This is a genomic window from Raineyella sp. W15-4 (genome assembly GCF_033170155.1).
Taxonomy (GTDB): Bacteria; Actinomycetota; Actinomycetes; order Propionibacteriales; family Propionibacteriaceae; genus Raineyella.
In genome coordinates this window covers 1,067,845-1,083,731 of sequence record NZ_CP137079.1, presented here as the reverse complement: position 1 = coordinate 1,083,731, position 15,887 = coordinate 1,067,845, and the positions used below count along the sequence as shown (strand labels likewise).

14 protein-coding genes and 1 tRNA gene are annotated in these 15,887 nt (G+C 70.1%); 8 read left to right on the top strand and 7 right to left on the bottom strand.

Going from position 1 to position 15,887, the window contains the following annotated elements:
* Positions 1 to 196 precede the first annotated feature (196 nt).
* Positions 197 to 835, bottom strand: a complete 639-nt coding sequence (locus tag R0145_RS05010; protein ID WP_317840147.1) for a TetR/AcrR family transcriptional regulator — start codon at positions 833 to 835, stop codon at positions 197 to 199.
* A 152-nt stretch (positions 836 to 987) separates the two neighbouring features.
* On the opposite strand from R0145_RS05010, the gene R0145_RS05005 reads away from it, so the two are divergent.
* The 8 genes from R0145_RS05005 (at position 988) to R0145_RS04970 (ending at position 9,709) form a co-directional block, all read left to right on the top strand.
* Entirely contained in the window at positions 988 to 2,541 is a 1,554-nt protein-coding gene (locus tag R0145_RS05005) for a bifunctional 3-(3-hydroxy-phenyl)propionate/3-hydroxycinnamic acid hydroxylase (RefSeq protein WP_317839318.1), read from the top strand.
* A gap of 20 nt (positions 2,542 to 2,561) precedes the next feature.
* Positions 2,562 to 3,506 (top strand): VOC family protein, encoded by a 945-nt coding sequence (locus tag R0145_RS05000; protein WP_317839316.1) that lies wholly within the window; start codon positions 2,562 to 2,564, stop codon positions 3,504 to 3,506.
* The gene (locus R0145_RS04995; protein ID WP_317839315.1) at positions 3,503 to 4,345 is read left to right on the top strand and encodes an alpha/beta hydrolase; all 843 of its coding nucleotides are present in this window, start codon (positions 3,503 to 3,505) and stop codon (positions 4,343 to 4,345) included. The genes R0145_RS05000 and R0145_RS04995 overlap by 4 nt, the downstream gene beginning before the upstream one ends.
* A 159-nt stretch (positions 4,346 to 4,504) precedes the next feature.
* Entirely contained in the window at positions 4,505 to 4,987 is a 483-nt protein-coding gene (locus tag R0145_RS04990; protein WP_317839314.1) for a peroxiredoxin, read from the top strand.
* Between the two features lie 41 nt (positions 4,988 to 5,028).
* Positions 5,029 to 5,110: transfer RNA gene (locus R0145_RS04985), tRNA-Leu, on the top strand.
* A gap of 204 nt (positions 5,111 to 5,314) precedes the next feature.
* Positions 5,315 to 7,222 (top strand): beta-glucoside-specific PTS transporter subunit IIABC, encoded by a 1,908-nt coding sequence (locus tag R0145_RS04980; protein WP_317839313.1) that lies wholly within the window; start codon positions 5,315 to 5,317, stop codon positions 7,220 to 7,222.
* Positions 7,223 to 7,281: 59 nt separating this feature from the next.
* Positions 7,282 to 8,763 (top strand): glycoside hydrolase family 1 protein, encoded by a 1,482-nt coding sequence (locus tag R0145_RS04975; RefSeq protein ID WP_317839312.1) that lies wholly within the window; start codon positions 7,282 to 7,284, stop codon positions 8,761 to 8,763.
* 46 nt (positions 8,764 to 8,809) lie between these two features.
* On the top strand, positions 8,810 to 9,709 hold the full coding sequence (locus R0145_RS04970; RefSeq protein ID WP_317839311.1) for a PRD domain-containing protein: 900 nt from the start codon (positions 8,810 to 8,812) through the stop codon (positions 9,707 to 9,709).
* 43 nt (positions 9,710 to 9,752) lie between these two features.
* Here the strand turns inward: R0145_RS04970 and aqpZ are convergent, their stop codons facing one another.
* The 6 genes from aqpZ to R0145_RS04940 all read right to left on the bottom strand — a co-directional run bounded on the left by aqpZ (position 9,753) and on the right by R0145_RS04940 (position 15,793).
* Positions 9,753 to 10,505: an aquaporin Z gene (aqpZ, locus tag R0145_RS04965; RefSeq protein WP_317839310.1), complete on the bottom strand. Its 753-nt coding sequence runs from the start codon at positions 10,503 to 10,505 to the stop codon at positions 9,753 to 9,755.
* Between the two features lie 113 nt (positions 10,506 to 10,618).
* Complete coding sequence (locus R0145_RS04960) at positions 10,619 to 11,401, bottom strand: PIG-L family deacetylase (protein WP_317839309.1); 783 nt, start codon at positions 11,399 to 11,401, stop codon at positions 10,619 to 10,621.
* A gap of 26 nt (positions 11,402 to 11,427) precedes the next feature.
* Positions 11,428 to 12,480 (bottom strand): DMT family transporter, encoded by a 1,053-nt coding sequence (locus R0145_RS04955; protein ID WP_317839308.1) that lies wholly within the window; start codon positions 12,478 to 12,480, stop codon positions 11,428 to 11,430.
* Positions 12,481 to 12,565: 85 nt separating this feature from the next.
* On the bottom strand, positions 12,566 to 14,155 hold the full coding sequence (locus tag R0145_RS04950; RefSeq protein ID WP_317839307.1) for a hypothetical protein: 1,590 nt from the start codon (positions 14,153 to 14,155) through the stop codon (positions 12,566 to 12,568).
* Positions 14,155 to 15,063: an ABC transporter ATP-binding protein gene (locus R0145_RS04945; protein WP_411742075.1), complete on the bottom strand. Its 909-nt coding sequence runs from the start codon at positions 15,061 to 15,063 to the stop codon at positions 14,155 to 14,157. Before R0145_RS04945 ends, R0145_RS04950 begins: the two co-directional genes overlap by 1 nt.
* Positions 15,053 to 15,793: a helix-turn-helix domain-containing protein gene (locus R0145_RS04940; RefSeq protein ID WP_317839305.1), complete on the bottom strand. Its 741-nt coding sequence runs from the start codon at positions 15,791 to 15,793 to the stop codon at positions 15,053 to 15,055. The genes R0145_RS04945 and R0145_RS04940 overlap by 11 nt, the downstream gene beginning before the upstream one ends.
* Between the last annotated feature and the right edge of the window lie 94 nt (positions 15,794 to 15,887).

The following is a 15,887-nucleotide window of genomic DNA, read 5'->3' as shown; positions in this document are numbered from 1 at the left end:
GGCCGAACGGGGACAGCCTATTGCAGCCCGGCGGCCACCACTACCGGAGCGGCACATCACGGGCACCGCCGGGCCGACACGGATCCTCGCCGCGCACCGACCACGCCGGGCGACCCGACAACGCGTTCGACCCGGCCGGTCGACGTGGCCGTTCACCGACCGAGCGAGGGCAGGCCCACCTCTCGACATGGACGCATCACGCCCCCATCCGTGCGACGACGGCGTCACCGAGGCCAGCCATCGCGTCGGCCAGTCTGACCATCTGAGAGGCCACCGACCGATCCGGCTCGGCCTGGGAGGCGATGAACGCGCCGTCGAAGCCGGCGATGCCGAAGTAGTCCAGTTCGTCCGCCACCGCCTGCGCGACAGCAGGCCCTTCGCCGGCGAAGGCGGAGCGGATCATCTCGTTCATGTACGCCCGCCCCTCGGTCCGGACGTCGCGAATGATGTCGGCCACCTCGACCTCGACCGCCTCGCTGCTCAGGATCAGCAGCATGTGCAGCCGCAGGAAGTCCGGGTTGGCGGTGAAGACCTCGCCGGTGCGCTGGAGATACCAGGTCAAGCGCTCCCGGGACGTTCCACCCTCGGGTGGCCGGGCATGCGCCGTTCGCATGCCGTCGAAGAATGCCTGGGCGCCGCGCGCCATCACCGCGGAGAGCAGCCCACCCTTCGAGTGGAAGTGGTGGTAGATCGCACTCTTCGGCAATCCGGCCTCCGCAGCCAGGGCGGAGATGGAGGCGCCGGCATATCCGCGCGCGGCCATCACCCGGGAAGCCGCGTCGAGGATCTCCTCCCGCGAGCGCTCACCGCGCCTGTTCCCGGTGCGTCCATTCATCACCGGGCGAGCATAGGCCCTCGGAATCCAGCACGGGCAGCACCACTCCTTCGAACAAGGGGGTTGACGAGACGGCGATCACATGTGACCTTAGTCACTATTGAACGGAACGTTCGGTCCAAAACTGGCCGAACATCACCTTTGGGGAGCACATGACACAGCGGTACGACAACGACGTCGCCGTCATCGGCTACGGACCCACCGGCCTGGTGGGTGCGCTCACGTTGGCCACCAAGGGGGCCGATGTGGTCGCCTTCGAGCGCGACAAGGACATCTACACCCGGGCCCGGGCCGTCACGGTCAACGACTGGACGATGCGGATCTTCCAGGATCTCGGCATCGACGAGCGGATCGAGGAGGTCATCGAGCCGCAGCGCGCGCTGCGCTGGGTGACGTACGACGGCCGGGAGGTCATGCGGGTGGAGCATCCGCCGTCGGCCCTCGGCACGCGGAACGCCAGGCCGCGCTTCTACAACATCTACCAACCCACCATGGAGGCCGAGCTGCGCCGCTGCGGTGAGGAACTCGACAACCTCGAGGTGCGCTACGGCACCGAGGTGATCGGCATCGAGCAGGACGCCGACGGCGTGACGATCATGTCGCGGGACCGGGAGACCGGTGTCGAGACCACCACCCGTACCCGCTACGTCATCGCTGCCGACGGCGGCTCGTCCTCGGTGCGCAAGGCACTGGGTATCCCGATGACCGGCGACACGGTCAACACCCTGTGGGTCGTCATCGACTGCAAGGTCCACCGTTGGTGGCCCGACCGCGACTTCCTCACCTTCTGGACCGACAAGGAGCGCCCGGTCGTCGACATTGCCCTCTCAGCCGGCAACCACCGCTGGGAGATCCCGCTGCGCCCGGACGAGACCGAGGCCGACTTCCCGACCAGTGCCGAGGTCTGGCCACTGCTCGAGGCGATGGGCAAGACGACCGAAGACGTCGAGATCCTCCAGCACGCGTTCTACCGCCACCACGTACGGGCGGCCGAATCCTGGCACCAGGGGCGGGTGTTCCTCGCCGGCGACGCCGCCCACCTGATGCCGCCATGGGCGGGCGCCGGCATGCAGTCCGGCATGCGCGACGCCCACAACTTGGGATGGAAGCTGGCCCGCGTCCTGCGCGGCGAGCTGGCCGAGGAGTGGCTGGACACCTACGAGGTCGAGCGTCGGCCGAACGTGAAGTTCTTCACCGACCTCGCCGTCGGCCTGGGCCGGGTGATCAAGCAGGAGGCCAGCCCCGAGGAGATCGAGGCGATGAACGCGGTGCCACGGGACACCGTGACGCCGTTCGAACCGCCGCTGACCGCTCCTCCGGTGCTGGCTGCCGGCTGGTTGCGCGGCGAACGCGGCGACGCCAGCATCATCGGCCGGATGCTGCCGCAACCGATCGTGGGCGACACCGTGGGCCGGATGGAGCGCGTCGACGAGTTTCTGGCCGACGACTTCGTGCTGCTCGGCGCCGACGTCGATCCGGCGACCCTGCTGACGCCGGCGGAGAAGGCGGAGTGGGATGCCCTGGGCGCCCGCTACCTCGCCGTACGGCCGCGGGACGCCTACACCCAGGGACCTGACGAACTGGTCGACCTGCAGGACGTCCTGATCGCCTGGTTCGAGCGGTACGGCGTCCGCGCCGTCGCTGTACGCCCCGACAGGTTCGTCGCCGCGGCCGACACCAGCGGCCTGGCTGTCCCGACCCTGTGATCGCCCGAAGGAGAGACATCATGACCGAAGTCAAAGAACTCGCGTACGTCGTCTACGAGGCCAGCGACCTGGCTGACTGGGAGCGCTTCAGCAGCGAGTTGCTCGGTATGCAGGTGGGCGGGCGGCACGCGGAGACGCTCATGCTGCGCACCGACGAGAAGGCCTACCGCTGGCTGGTCCAGCGGGGCCCCGCAGACGATCTGGTCGCGTCGGGCTACGAGGTCGGGAGCAGCGCCGCACTGGACCGGATCATCGACCGGGTACGGTCGGCCGGACTCGTGATCACCGAGGGCGACGCCGCTCTGGCCACCGCCCGGCGGGTGGATCGGATCGCGATCACCGCTGATCCGATCGGCAATCGGATCGAACTGGTCACCGGCTTCGCCGACGCCGACGTCCCGTTCCACTCCGACGTCCTGCTGGGCGGCTTCGTCACCGGTGCCGGCGGCGCCGGACACCAAGTGTTGCTCTCCAAGGGCGTTGCCCGCGAGGACTACCTGGCGTTCTACCAGGGGCTGCTCGGCTTCCGGATCAGCGATCTGATCGTCGAGGAACTCGCTCCCGGCATTGTGGCCGACCTGATCTTCCTGCACTGCAACCCGCGCCACCACAGTCTGGCGCTCGGCGAGATGCCGCACCCCAAGAGGACCCACCACTTCATGGTGGAGGTCACCGACATCCGCGACGTCGGCCTGGCGTACGACCGGTGCCTGGACGCCGGGCAGCCCTTCGAGATGACGCTCGGCATGCACCCCAACGACCAGATGTTCAGCTTCTACGTCCGCACCCCCTCCGGGTTCGCGGTCGAGTACGGCTGGGGCGGCCTGCTCATCGACGACGACACCTGGCAGGTCCAGACCCTCGACCGGCTGCACTCCTGGGGCCACCGTCCCCCCGAGGTCGTCCACGAGCTCCTCAGCCACGCCCTCCCCACCACCGACCCCCAGGAAGTGAGCACCCGATGAGCCTGATCGAGGCAGACATCGCCAAGGACGTCCAGACTCCGAACTGGCGGATCCACTACAACGAGACCGGTACCGGCCACCCGGTCGTGCTGCTGCACGGCGGGGGCCCGGGGGCCACCGGCTGGAGCAACTATTCGCCCAATATCGAGACGCTCGCGCAGCACTTCCGGGTGATCGCCCCCGACCTGCCGGGCTGGGGAGACTCTGACGAGGTCGACTTCACGACGTACGACGTCGTCGAGGCGGTCTGCGAGCTGCTCGACGCACTCGGCATCGAGAAGGCAGCGTTCGTCGGCAACTCGATGGGCGGGCACACCTCCCTGCGGATGGCGATCGAGCGACCGGAGCGGGTCTCGCACCTGATCACCATGGGTGCGCCGATCCAGCTGCAGCCGTTCCTCTTCGGCGCCGGCGGCGGGCCGTCGGAGGGTCTGAAGATCATGTACCAGGGCTACTCCGACGCCAGCCCCGCGGCGATGAAGCGGCTCGTCGAGATCATGGTGTACGACCGGGCGCGGTTTGCCTCACCGGAGCTGTGCGACCAGCGCTCCGCCGCGGCGCTCGGGCATCCCCAGCATCTGGCGAACATCGCGAGAGTCGCCCCGAGGGCTCCCATCCCGATCTGGGCCGATCTCACCAAGGCCGCCACCATCACCGCGCCCGCGCTGCTGATCCACGGCCGGGACGACCGGGTGGTCTCCTTCGAATCGACGCTGTTCCTCGCCGCCCACATCCCGGATTCCCGGGCTCACATCATCAATCGCTGCGGCCACTGGGCCCAGTTGGAGCATGCCGCGGAGTTCAACCGTCAGGTGATCGACTTCGTCACCAACCACTGAGCCAGACCTGGCCGGGCGCCCCTGCAGGTGTCCGGCCAGGTCCACTCTGGTCGGAGCCGACGAGCCGATACGGGGGCAGCCCTCCGGTCGCCGTCGGGCTCATCGCCCGCCTGGCACGTCCATCCGGCGTGATGCACGACATCCACCTAGGCTGGCCTCATGGAAACCCAGCTGGAGACCGGCGCCATCGCCCCCGCGTTCACCCTGCTCGACGCCGACGGCCACGAGGTGTCGCTCAGCGACTTCGCCGGCAAGCGGGTCGTCGTCTACTTCTACCCCGCGGCGATGACCCCCGGCTGCACGACCGAGGCCTGCGACTTCACCACCTTCCGCCCCGACCTGGAGACCGCCGGCGTCGCCGCCGTGCTGGGCATCTCGCCGGACAAGCCGGAGCGGCTGGCGAAGTTCCGCGACAAGGAGTCGCTCACCGTCACCCTGCTCTCCGACCCGGAGCGGACGACCCTGGCGGCGTACGGAGCCTACGGCGAGAAGATCAACTACGGCCGGGCGCTCCTCGGCGTCAAGCGCTCGACCTTCACCGTCGACGTCGACGACGCCGGCGTGGGCACCATCGCCGACGCCAAGTACAACGTCAAGGCCAAGGGCCACGTCGAACGGCTGCTCAAGGACCTCACCGCCTGATCGGGCCGTCGCCGAGATCGGGCACAATGGTCACTGCTCCGGCCGGAGTGGTGGAACTGGCAGACACGCAGGATTTAGGTTCCTGTGCCGCAAGGCGTGAGGGTTCGAGTCCCTTCTCCGGCACCCCTTGGCCTGCTCTCCACAATGTGCTAGGTTCATCTCCAGTCGACTACTACCGCCGACGTTTGAGTCAAGGGATTGTGACTCCCAAGGCAAGGCCCCGAACTCAGACATTCACGCCACCATGCGTTGATGTTTGGGTGCCGCGGGCCTTTTTTCCTGCCCGAGCCGATCCCCGAACGCAACGCTCACGTCCAAGGAGGGACAGTGAGCCGTACGCGCAACGGCAATCCGGAGCAGATTGCCCGTTCAGTTCTCAAGGAGGTGGGCGGGGGCGGGAACGTCGCCGCGGTCACCTCGTGTTTCACCCGTCTCCGCTTCGTCCTGCGGGACGACGCCAAGGTCGACACCCCGGCGCTGGAGAAGACCGACGGCGTCCTGTCGGTGGTCCGGGCCGGTGGCCAGGTCCAGGTGGTGATGGGCAACGACGTGCTGGCCGTACGCCAGGCCGTCGAGAGCCTGCTCCCGGCACCCGCGGCCGAGGAGGCCCAGCCGACATCCACGCCGGAGGGCGCCTCCGGCAACCTGTTCGACCGCTTCGTGGCACTGGTGTCCTCGCTCTTCCAGCCCTTCCTCTGGGTGCTGGCGGGCACCGGTCTGCTCAAGGCCCTGATCATCGTCCTCGGCGTGGCGGGCTGGCTGCAGCCCACCGACACCACCTACATCATCCTCAACGCCGGGGCCGACTCACTGTTCTACTTCCTGCCGATGTTCCTGGCGTTCACCGCGGGCAAGCGCTTCGGGGCCAACCAGTTCGTCTCGCTGGCCCTGGCCGGCGGCCTGGTCTACCCGTCGATCGTCACGCTGGCCGGCGGCGCCGACCCGGTGACGTTCCTCGGCATTCCGGTGGTGATGGCCACCTACACCTCCTCGGTGGTGCCGATCATCGTCATCGTCTGGGTGCAGAGCCATCTGGAGCGCTGGCTGAAGAAGCTGCTGCCCAGTGCGGCGGGCAACTTCCTCTCCCCCGCCCTGGTGGTGCTGATCCTGTTCCCGCTCAGCCTGATGACCATCGGTCCGGCGACCACCTACCTCAGCAACGCGATCGCCGCCGGAGTGTCCTGGCTCTACACCGCCAGCCCCGCCATCGGTGGCTTCCTGGTCGGCGCCATCGCCCAGGTGCTGGTCATCTTCGGCCTGCACTGGGCGCTCATCGCGGTGATCATCAACGACTACGCCACCCAGGGCCACTCGTTCGTGGTCATCCCGTTCTACGCGGCCGTCGCCGCTCAGACCGGCGCGGCGTTCGCCGTGTTCCTGCGCACCCGGGACGCCAAGCTCAAGCAGGTGGCCGGGCCGGCCTCGCTGAGCGGTTTCCTCGCCGGCATCACCGAACCGATCCTCTACGGCGTCAACCTGCCGCTGCGCCGGCCGTTCATCATCGGCCTGGTGTGCGGCGGCCTCGGCGGTGCCGTGTCCGGTCTCGCCGGCGTCGCCTCCAAGGCCTTCGCGGTGCCGTCGCTGATCACCATGCCGATCGCCCTGGGCACCGGGAACTTCCCGCTGTTCGTCATCGGTGTGGTCGGGGCGATGGTCCTCGCCTTCGTCCTCACCCTGCTCTTCGGGGTGAAGAAGGCCGCACCGGCAAATGCGGCGACCACCCCGGTCCCGGCCGGCGCCTCTCCCGTGCCCGGCCCGACGGCCGCAGCGACCACCTCGGCCGGCCGTACGACGCTGGTCCTGGCCCCGGTGGCCGGAGCGACGATGCCGGTGGAGTCGATGCCCGACAAGGTCTTTGCCAGCGGCGCGCTGGGGCGCGGGGTCAGCATCGAGCCGACCGAGGGCCGCGTCGTCGCCCCGGTGGCCGGCGAGATCAAGGCCTGCCTGCCGCACGCGTACGGGATCCGCACCGACACCGGGGTCGAGGTCCTGGTGCACATCGGGATCGACACGGTGCGGCTCAAGGGCGAGCACTTCACCTCCGCGGTCGCGGCGGGCGACCGGGTCGCCCCCGGCGATCTGCTCGCCACGGTCGACCTCGAGGCCGTCCGGGCGGCCGGCTACGACCTCGCCACCGCTGTGGTCGTCACCAACAGCGCCCGGCTTCCGCTGGTCGAACCGGTGGCAGCCGGCGTGATCTCCGCCGGGGACCCGGTGATCAGGATCCAGGCATGACCGGCGGGCCCGGACCGGCCGCCATCCCAGCAGACACTCGACACCCTGACGGAGACACCATGACCACGGACGACCTGACCTTCCCCGAGGACTTCCTGTGGGGCGGCGCGACCGCCGCCAACCAGATCGAAGGGGCCTACGACGAGGGCGGCAAGGGCCTGTCCACCGCCGATTTCGCCCGCTACCGGCCGGACGTGGCCGACGGCCAGGACAACTTCACCTTCGAGGTGACCGGCGCCGACCTGGACGCCGCCGAGGCGGGCACCCTGCCGGGGGTGTTCCCGAAGCGCTGGGGGATCGACTTCTACCACCGGTTCCGCGAGGACATCGCGCTGTTCGCCGAACTGGGGTTCACCGCCCTGCGGCTGTCGATCTCCTGGCCGCGGATCTACCCGACCGGGCTGGAGTCCGAACCGAACGAGGCGGGCCTGGCCTTCTACGACGAGGTCTTCGACGAGCTGCTGGCGCACGGCATCCAGCCGGTGGTGACGCTCTCCCACTACGAGATGCCGATCGAGCTGACCAAGCGCTACAACGGCTGGCTGTCGCGGGAGTGCATCGAGCCGTACGTCCGGTTCGCCCGCACCGTCTTCACCCGGTACCGCGACAAGGTGCGCCACTGGCTCACCTTCAACGAGATGAACATGAACCTCACCAGCGTCTACACCGGCGCCGGGGTGCTGATGGACCGTACGGATCGCTCGGTCCGGGAGGTGGCCTACCAGGCGACCCACCACCAATTCCTCGCCAGCGCCCTGGCGGTCCGGGCCGGGCGCGAGATCCTGCCGCCGGAGGCCAGGATCGGCACCATGATCAACCGGATCGAGGTCTACCCCGCCTCGCCCCGGCCGGCCGATGTCCTGCAGGCGATGCGGGAGGACCAGCTCAACGTGTTCTACACCGATGTGCAGGTGCGCGGCGCCTACCCCGGCTATGCCCGGCGCTACTTCGCCGACCAGGGCCTGACCATCGAGTTCGCCGAGGGAGACGCGGAGATCCTGGCCGCCGGCACCGTCGACTTCGTCGGGATCAGCTACTACCTGTCCCATCTGGCCAAGGACCGCCCCGGCGCGGACGAGTCGATCGGCATGCTCGACGGCAGCGCGCTAAAGAACCCGTTCCTGGACGCCACCCAGTGGGGCTGGGTGGTCGATCCGGTCGGCCTGCGGATCACGCTGAACCGGCTGTGGGACCGCTACCAGGTGCCGGTCTTCGTCGTCGAGAACGGACTGGGCGCCGAGGACCAGCTCGAGGCGGACGACCGGGTGCACGACCAGTACCGGATCGACTACCTCCGCGACCACCTGATCCAGCTCCGCGAGGCGATCGCGGACGGTGTCTCGGTGCTGGGCTACACCTCCTGGGGCCCGATCGACCTGATCTCGTGCGGGACCTCGCAGATGTCGAAGCGCTACGGGTTCATCTACGTCGACCAGGACAACTACGGCCGGGGCAGCCTGCGTCGGATCCGGAAGGACTCCTTCGCCTGGTACCGCGACGTGATCGCCTCCCGTGGGGCGACCCTCGGCACCGCCCGGTGAGCGGCAGGGCCGGCGCGGCGTACGGCCCGTGACGGAGGAAGGCGCGATGGAGGAAGGACGGACGACGATGCTCGTACGACGTGCCCTCAACAACAACGCCGTGGTCGCCGAGCGCGACGGACACGAGGTGATCGTCATGGGGCCGGGCATCGGCTTCGGGGCGAAGCGCGGCGCGGAGCTGGCGGCGGACAGGGTGGAGCGGGTCTTCTACCCGACCCCGACCCAGCCGATGGAGCGCCTCACCGCGTTCCTGGCCGAGATCCCCGCGGAGCATCTCGAGCTGGCAGTCGAGATCTGCGACGAGGCGGCCAGCCGGTTGTCCGTCCCCCTCCATCAGAGCCTGCTGATCGCGGTCGCCGACCATCTCAGCTTCGCCATCCGGCGGCAGGCCGACGATGTCCGGGTCGACTATCCCCTCGCCTGGGAGGTGGCCCAGCTCTACCCGGACTACCTGCGGATGGGCAAACGGGCACTGCAGATGGTCGAGGACCGGGTCGGCGTACGGCTACCGGCGGAGGAGGCGGTCAGCTTCGCGATGCACCTGATCATCGCCGACGCGGAGGGCGATCCGTACGACACGCCGGGGATGCGTCAGCTGACCATGATCGGCCAGATCTTCGACCTGGTGGACTCCTCCTTCGAGGTGTCGATCGACCGGGAGTCGATGAGCGCCGCCCGGTTCGTCACCCACCTGCGCTATCTGTTCGCCCGGATCCATGGCGATGCCCAGTTGGCCGATACCCCGGACCATCTGGTCCGGTCCATCGCGGACAACTACTCCGCTGCCATGGTCTGCGCGCACCGGATCGCCTATCTGGTGCAGATGTGGGGCGGCACGTCGATCAGCACCGACGAGATCGCCTTCGTCGCCCTGCATGTGGCACGTCTGGTGCAGGACCTGCAGAGGCCTCCGCGGTCCCCCGACCGGCAGCACCCCGGCGGCTGACCGACGTACTCGGCGACCGACCGGGTCGGCGCCGGAGGGACGCTCAGCCCTCCGCGCCGACCCTGGCCTCCTCCTCGGCGGGCGTCTCGTCCTCGTCGCCGGTCAGCGCGGCGTACGTGAAGCCTGCGATCGCCGCGCCGAGCAGCGGGGCGAGGATGAACAGCCACACCTGGGACAGTGGACCGACACCGGCGAACCAGGCCACACCCAGCGAGCGGGCCGGATTGACCGACGTGTTGGTGACCGGGATCGAGATCAGGTGGATCAGCGTCAGGGTCAGCCCGATGGCCAACGGGGCGAAGCCCTTGGGCGCCTTGTTGGACGTGACGCCGAGGATCACCCAGAGGAACACGGCGGTCAGCACGATCTCGATGATCGCCGCCGAGGCCAGGCCGTAGCCGTTCGGGGACAGTGCACCGTAGCCGTTGGTGGCGAAGCCCGACCGGACCGGGTCGAACCCGGACTTGCCCGCGGCGATGACGAAGAGGACACCACCGGCGACGGTGGCACCCACCAGCTGGGCGATCCAGTACGGGATGACGGCGGACCACTCGACCCGGCGAGCGATCGCACAGCCGAGGGTGACGGCCGGGTTGAAGTGGCCTCCGGAGATGTGCCCCAGGGCGTACGCCCCGGTGAGCACGGTCAGGCCGAAGGCCAGCGCGACGCCGACGTACCCGATGCCCAGGTTGATGCCCTCCGGCGCCAGCACCTTGGCGGCGAGTACGGCCGACCCGCAGCCCCCGAAGACCAGCCAGAAGGTGCCCAGGAGCTCGGCCCACAGCCGCTTGCTCATCGGTGGATTCTGCATGTCGATTTCTCCCTCCTGCCCGCCCGGAAGACGGGCTGTGGGCTCACCCTAGGCAGGCAGGGGTTCGCGAAACCAGGTCTGACACCGCCGAACCCGGCTCAGCACCGGTCGAAGACGTCCTGCAGCATCCCGCCCGGGGGCTGCGGCGGCCAGGCGACGGTGGCCCATTCGTGGCTGACGATCGGTCCCAGTTGGGCGACGTCTGCGGGTGGGCCGGCCAGCACGTGCAGTTGGCTGCGGTGCTCCTGGATCCCGGCCATCACCCGGTCGAGCACCGCCCGGCAGTCGACCGTCAGTCCGATCTGGTCGTCCGGCACCCCTCGCCAGTGGTAGAGGCTCGTCGGGTCGAAGGGCGGCAGGTCCTGGGCGCGTCGCCGCTGCTGCCAGTGGTCGAACTCGGTCTGTGGCAGCACGTGGTGCAGCAGTCGTCGGAAGCCCGGCCGCCCATCCGCCCGAAGCCGGGTGAACGCCGCATCGGCGGCGGCACCGACCGCGATGTGGTCCGGGTGACCGGTGACGCCGTCGGGACCGAAGGTCGCGACCACGTCGGGCGCCTCGGCCGCAAGGACCGCGGCGATCCGCTCGACCAGCTCGATCCGGGGCATCTCGGCCAGTCGCCCGTCCGGGAGGCCGAGCCATTCGAGGCGGTCCGGCGGCCGGCCGACAGCGTGCCACGCAGCGGCACACTCGCCCCGCCGGATCCCACCCAACGTCTCCCGGGTCGCCGGGAAGTCGTCCCGGATGTGGCCCGCCTCGCCGTCGGTGGCCTGCACCAACACGAACCGGAAGCCGTCCTCCTGGGCGTGTTTCGCCACCGTCCCCGCCCAGGTCAGGGCGTCGTCATCGGGGTGTGCCACGACGACGGCGAACGTGCCGGTCATGGCACCAGGATGCCACCAAATGTGATCTAGACCACAGCGGGGCGGGGGTCGGAGCCGTCGTACCCCGTCGGCTCCGGGCGGATCATCGACTCGGCACGGGTCGACACCCCAGCACGCGTCGACACCCCAGCACGCGTCGACACCTCGGTGCCGGTCGTCGGCTCCGGGCGCGACGGCGGCCGCGGGCCCCCGGTCGGCAGCTGCGACACGATGATCCCGGCGAGCATCAGAGCGGCCCCGGCGTAGCCGGTCGGCGCCATCCGTTCGCCCAGGAACAGCGCACCACCGAGGGCACCGAACACCGTCTCCAGGCTCATGATCAGCGCGGCATGCGACGGGAGCGCCTCCCGCTGGCCGACCACCTGCAGGGTGTAGGCAACCCCCACCGAGATCAGGCCGGCGTACGCGATCGGCCCGATCACCGTGGGCAGACCGGTGAACGGGGCGTCCTCGAAGACCAGGGCCGCCACCGCGGCGTACAGGCTGTTGGCGACGAACTGCGCGACCGACAGCCGCAGTGGATCCAGCCGTCGGGAGAACCGGCTCACCGCGAGGATGTGTCCGGTCCAGAACAGCGTGCTGACCAGGCACAGCAGGTCGCCGGTGTTCATCGCGGCCAGTCCGCCGGTCATCGTCAACAGGTAGAGCCCCGCCACCGCGAGGCCCGCCCCCACCCAGATGCTGCCCCGGATCCGGTGTCCGAGGGCAAGCCCGGCCAACGGCACCGTCACCACGTACAGCCCCGTGACGAACGCCGCGTTGCCGGCGGTGGTGAACTGCAGCGAGAGCTGCTGCAGGGAGGAACCCGCGAACAGCAGCACCCCGATCAGCAGGCCGGGCCGGGCGACGGCCCGCCAACGACGTCGACGCTCGGCGCCGGTCAGGCCGTTGCGGCGATCCAGCCAGACGATCACCGGCAGCAGCGACAGTGCCCCGAGCAGGAACCGCGAGGAGTTGAAGGTGAAGGCGCCGACCTGGGTGCCCGCCACCTGCGCCACGAACGCGAACCCCCAGATGGCCGAGGCCAGCAGCAGGAGGAGGTTGGCACGGGTACGACGGGGACCGGCGACGACACTCACCGACCGATCCTTTCACGCGGTCGGTCAGCCGCCCACGCCGCCCGGCGCCGGTGCGGGTCCGCCACCACCGACAGCGTCGGCTGCCTCAGGGCCGCAGGTCGCGACGCCGGATGCCGACCGCTCCGAGCCAGCCCAGCACGACCCCCGCCGCCGCCAGGCCGAGCGCGGCCACCGGCCAGGAGCCGGTGCCCACCAGGCCGTTGAACAGCAGCGCGAACGGGGAGACGTTCATCGTGGTGGCCGGCACCAGGCCGAACTCGCCCAGCAGATCGAGGAACAGCAGGAGCGCGAGCACCGCCCAGGACGCCGACACCGCCGCCCGCGGAACCCAGCCGACCAGCGCCGCCGCCAGCCCCACCATCAGTACGACGGCCGGCAGATAGCCCAGTCCCAGGACGAACACCACCCAGTCGCCGGACGACAGCGCCGCGCCGAACCCGATGCCGGCGATCACGCCGCCGCCGACCGCCACCGCGACGACCATCTGGGCGACCAGCCAGCACGGCCGGCCGACCGGCGTGGCCAGCAGGGTCTCGGCGAGCCCGGAGGTCTCGTCGGTGCGCAGTTGCAGGACTGCCGCGAGTGCGGCGGCGGTCGCCACCTGGGCCAGTACGTAGAGGATGAACAGGAAGAACGCCCGGCCGACACTGAGGTCACCGGCGATGCGCTGGGCGAACTGCCGGAACGTCGGGGTGTCCAGCTGTGCCGACAGGGAGCCGGTCACCGAGCCCATCAGCAGGCCCAGGGCGCCCAGGCCGACGGCCCACCCCGCCAACGCCCCGCGCTGACGACGCCAGGCGACCGCCAGCGGGGAAGCGAACCAGCGTGCGGCCTGGGCCGGCGCCGGGCGCGGCCGCACCAGGGCACCGCCCAGATCGCGCCGCCAGGCGCCGAGAACCACCAGGGCCAGCACCACCACGGTTGCCGCCACCGGCAACAACAGCACCCAGCCCCGGTCGTACGCGAACGCCGCGGCGTGCCGGGCCCAACCGAACGGGCTGACCCAGACCACCGGGCTGCCGGCGAGATCCCCCACTGCCGCGGCGGCGAAGACGACGCCGAGCACGATGAACCCCAGTGCCCGGGCGGGGCCGGGCGACTCGGTGAGCTGTCCCGCCAGGGTGCCGACAGCCACGAAGAGGATCGCGTTGCCGGCCAGGATGCCGGCCAGCGTGGCGGAGCCGGCGGCCGGCAGCCCCTGGGCGAACAGTCCGAGGAAGGCCACCAGCCCCATCGTCAGGGCGGTGAGCCCCGGCGCGGCGACCGCTGCCGCGGGCAGGGTGAGGCGGCCGACCGGAACGGACCGCAGCATCTCGCTGCGCCCGGAGTGCTCCTCGGTGCGGGTGTTGCGGACGGCCAGCAGGATGCCGACCACCCCGTTGACGAGCGAGCCGGACGAGGCGAGGGTCCAGGCCAGCAGGCCGCCGACGGAGGCCTGGTAGATCGGTCCCCGCAGCGCCAGCTCGGAGGGGTTCGCCGTCGCGGAGGCGGCGAAGGCGCTCATCGCCTCCGGCGTCGGGTAACCGATCCGTACGCTCGTCACCATCCCGATCACCAGGGCGGACATCGCGATCAGCCAGGTCACCAACAATGCGCGGTCCCGGCGCAGCACGAGGCGCAGTACCGTCCCGAACCCCGCCAGTGGCGCCGGTCCACGCTCCACCCGGGTGGTCATCACACCGGCTCCGGGTCATAGTGGGCGAGGAAGACGTCCTCCAGCGAGGGCGGGCTGCAGGTCAGGCTCAGTGGGTCGAGAGTGGCCAGCAGTGCCAGCAGCGGGGCCAGGCCGGTCGGCTCGACCCGGCAGCGCACCGAACCGCCGGCCACCTCGAGATCGCTGAGCCCGGCCATCCCTGAGAAGGTCGCCGGGCTCACCGGGGCCGCCAGCCGGGCGTCGACCAGCGTGTGATGGGCGCCGCGGAGTTCGCTGAGCGGAGCGGAGTCGACCAGGCGGCCGGCCCGGATGATGCTCACCCGGTCACACAGCTCCTCCGCCTCGGAGAGGATGTGGCTCGACAGCAGGACCGTACGTCCCTCCTCGCGCCCCTCGCCGACCAGCTGCCGGAAGACCCGCTCCATCAGCGGATCCAGCCCGGAGGTGGGTTCGTCGAGCACCATCAGGTCGGCCCGGGCGGCGAAGGCCGCGACCAGGGCGACCTTCTGCCGGTTCCCCTTGGAGTAGTCCCGGCAGCGTTTCGTCGGGTCCAGGTCGAACCGCTCCACCAGCGCATCCCGGCGGGCCTGGTCGGTCCGTCCCCGCAGCCGGCCGAGCAGGTCGATCACCTCACCTCCGGAGAGGCCTGGCCACAGCACCACATCGCCCGGGACGTACGCGACCCGCCGGTGCACCGCCACCTGGTCGGTCCACGGGTCGAGCCCGAGCACCTCCGAGCGGCCCGAGGTGGGGCGGAGCAGCCCCAGCAGGATACGCAGGGTGGTGGTCTTGCCGGCGCCGTTCGGGCCGAGGAAGCCGTGCACCTCGCCGGGGGTCACGGTCAGGTCGAGACCGTCGAGCGCCCGGGTGGGTCCGAAGGTCTTGGTGAGGCGTACGGTGCGGATCACCGCATCGGAATCAGACATCATCACTCCTGATCGATGGGTGAGGGCTTGGGTCGGGTGTCGGGGCGATGGCCGCCGCCGGCTGATCAGGCTGCGAGGCGGCGCCGGCTGCCGGCTGGCTGAGCACCGGCTCGGCATCGTCCGGATCCAGCCCGGCCAGACCCTGCCGCGCCTGTTCGAAGACCGCCGGGTCGGTCAGGTCGGGATTGAGGAGCTCCAACTGGGCCCGGCCGCTCAGGGCCATCCCGGCCGGGGAGTAAAGCGGGACGCCGAACGTACGGGAGAGCTGCGGGGCGAAGGCCGTGACACCGAGCTTCATCGCTACCAGGACGGCCGCCTTGGCGCGGACCGGCAGCTCGGGATCCTGCGCTCGCAGATAGGGCTCGCTGATCGCGACCATCTCGTCGAACAGGGCCTCCGACCCGGGCGAGTCGTCGACCAGTGCCCGCACCAGGTAGCGGGTCACCGACGGTCCGGAGCGCAGCACCTCCGCGGTGAAGGTCGGATCGGCGACCCGACCGTCCTCGAGACCCGCGGCGGCCTCCGTCCGCAGGTAGTCCAGGGCGTACGCGTCGCACACCGCCCGCAGGCCGGCCTTGGTCCCGAAGTGGTGCTGGACCAGCGCCGGGGAGACCGCGGCCCGGGCGGCGATCGTCCGGATCGTCGCGCCCTTCTCCCCCCGTTCGGCGAAGACCTCCAGCGCCGCGTCGCGGATCCGGGCCTTGGCGGTGAGGTCACTCTCAGCTGCCCTCATGGCTCCACCATACGTTCGTACAGTTAGCTGTGCAATCGTACAGCGGGGACTGGCGGCTGGCCCCGTCGTCAACCCGAGTCGAGCCGAAACCAGC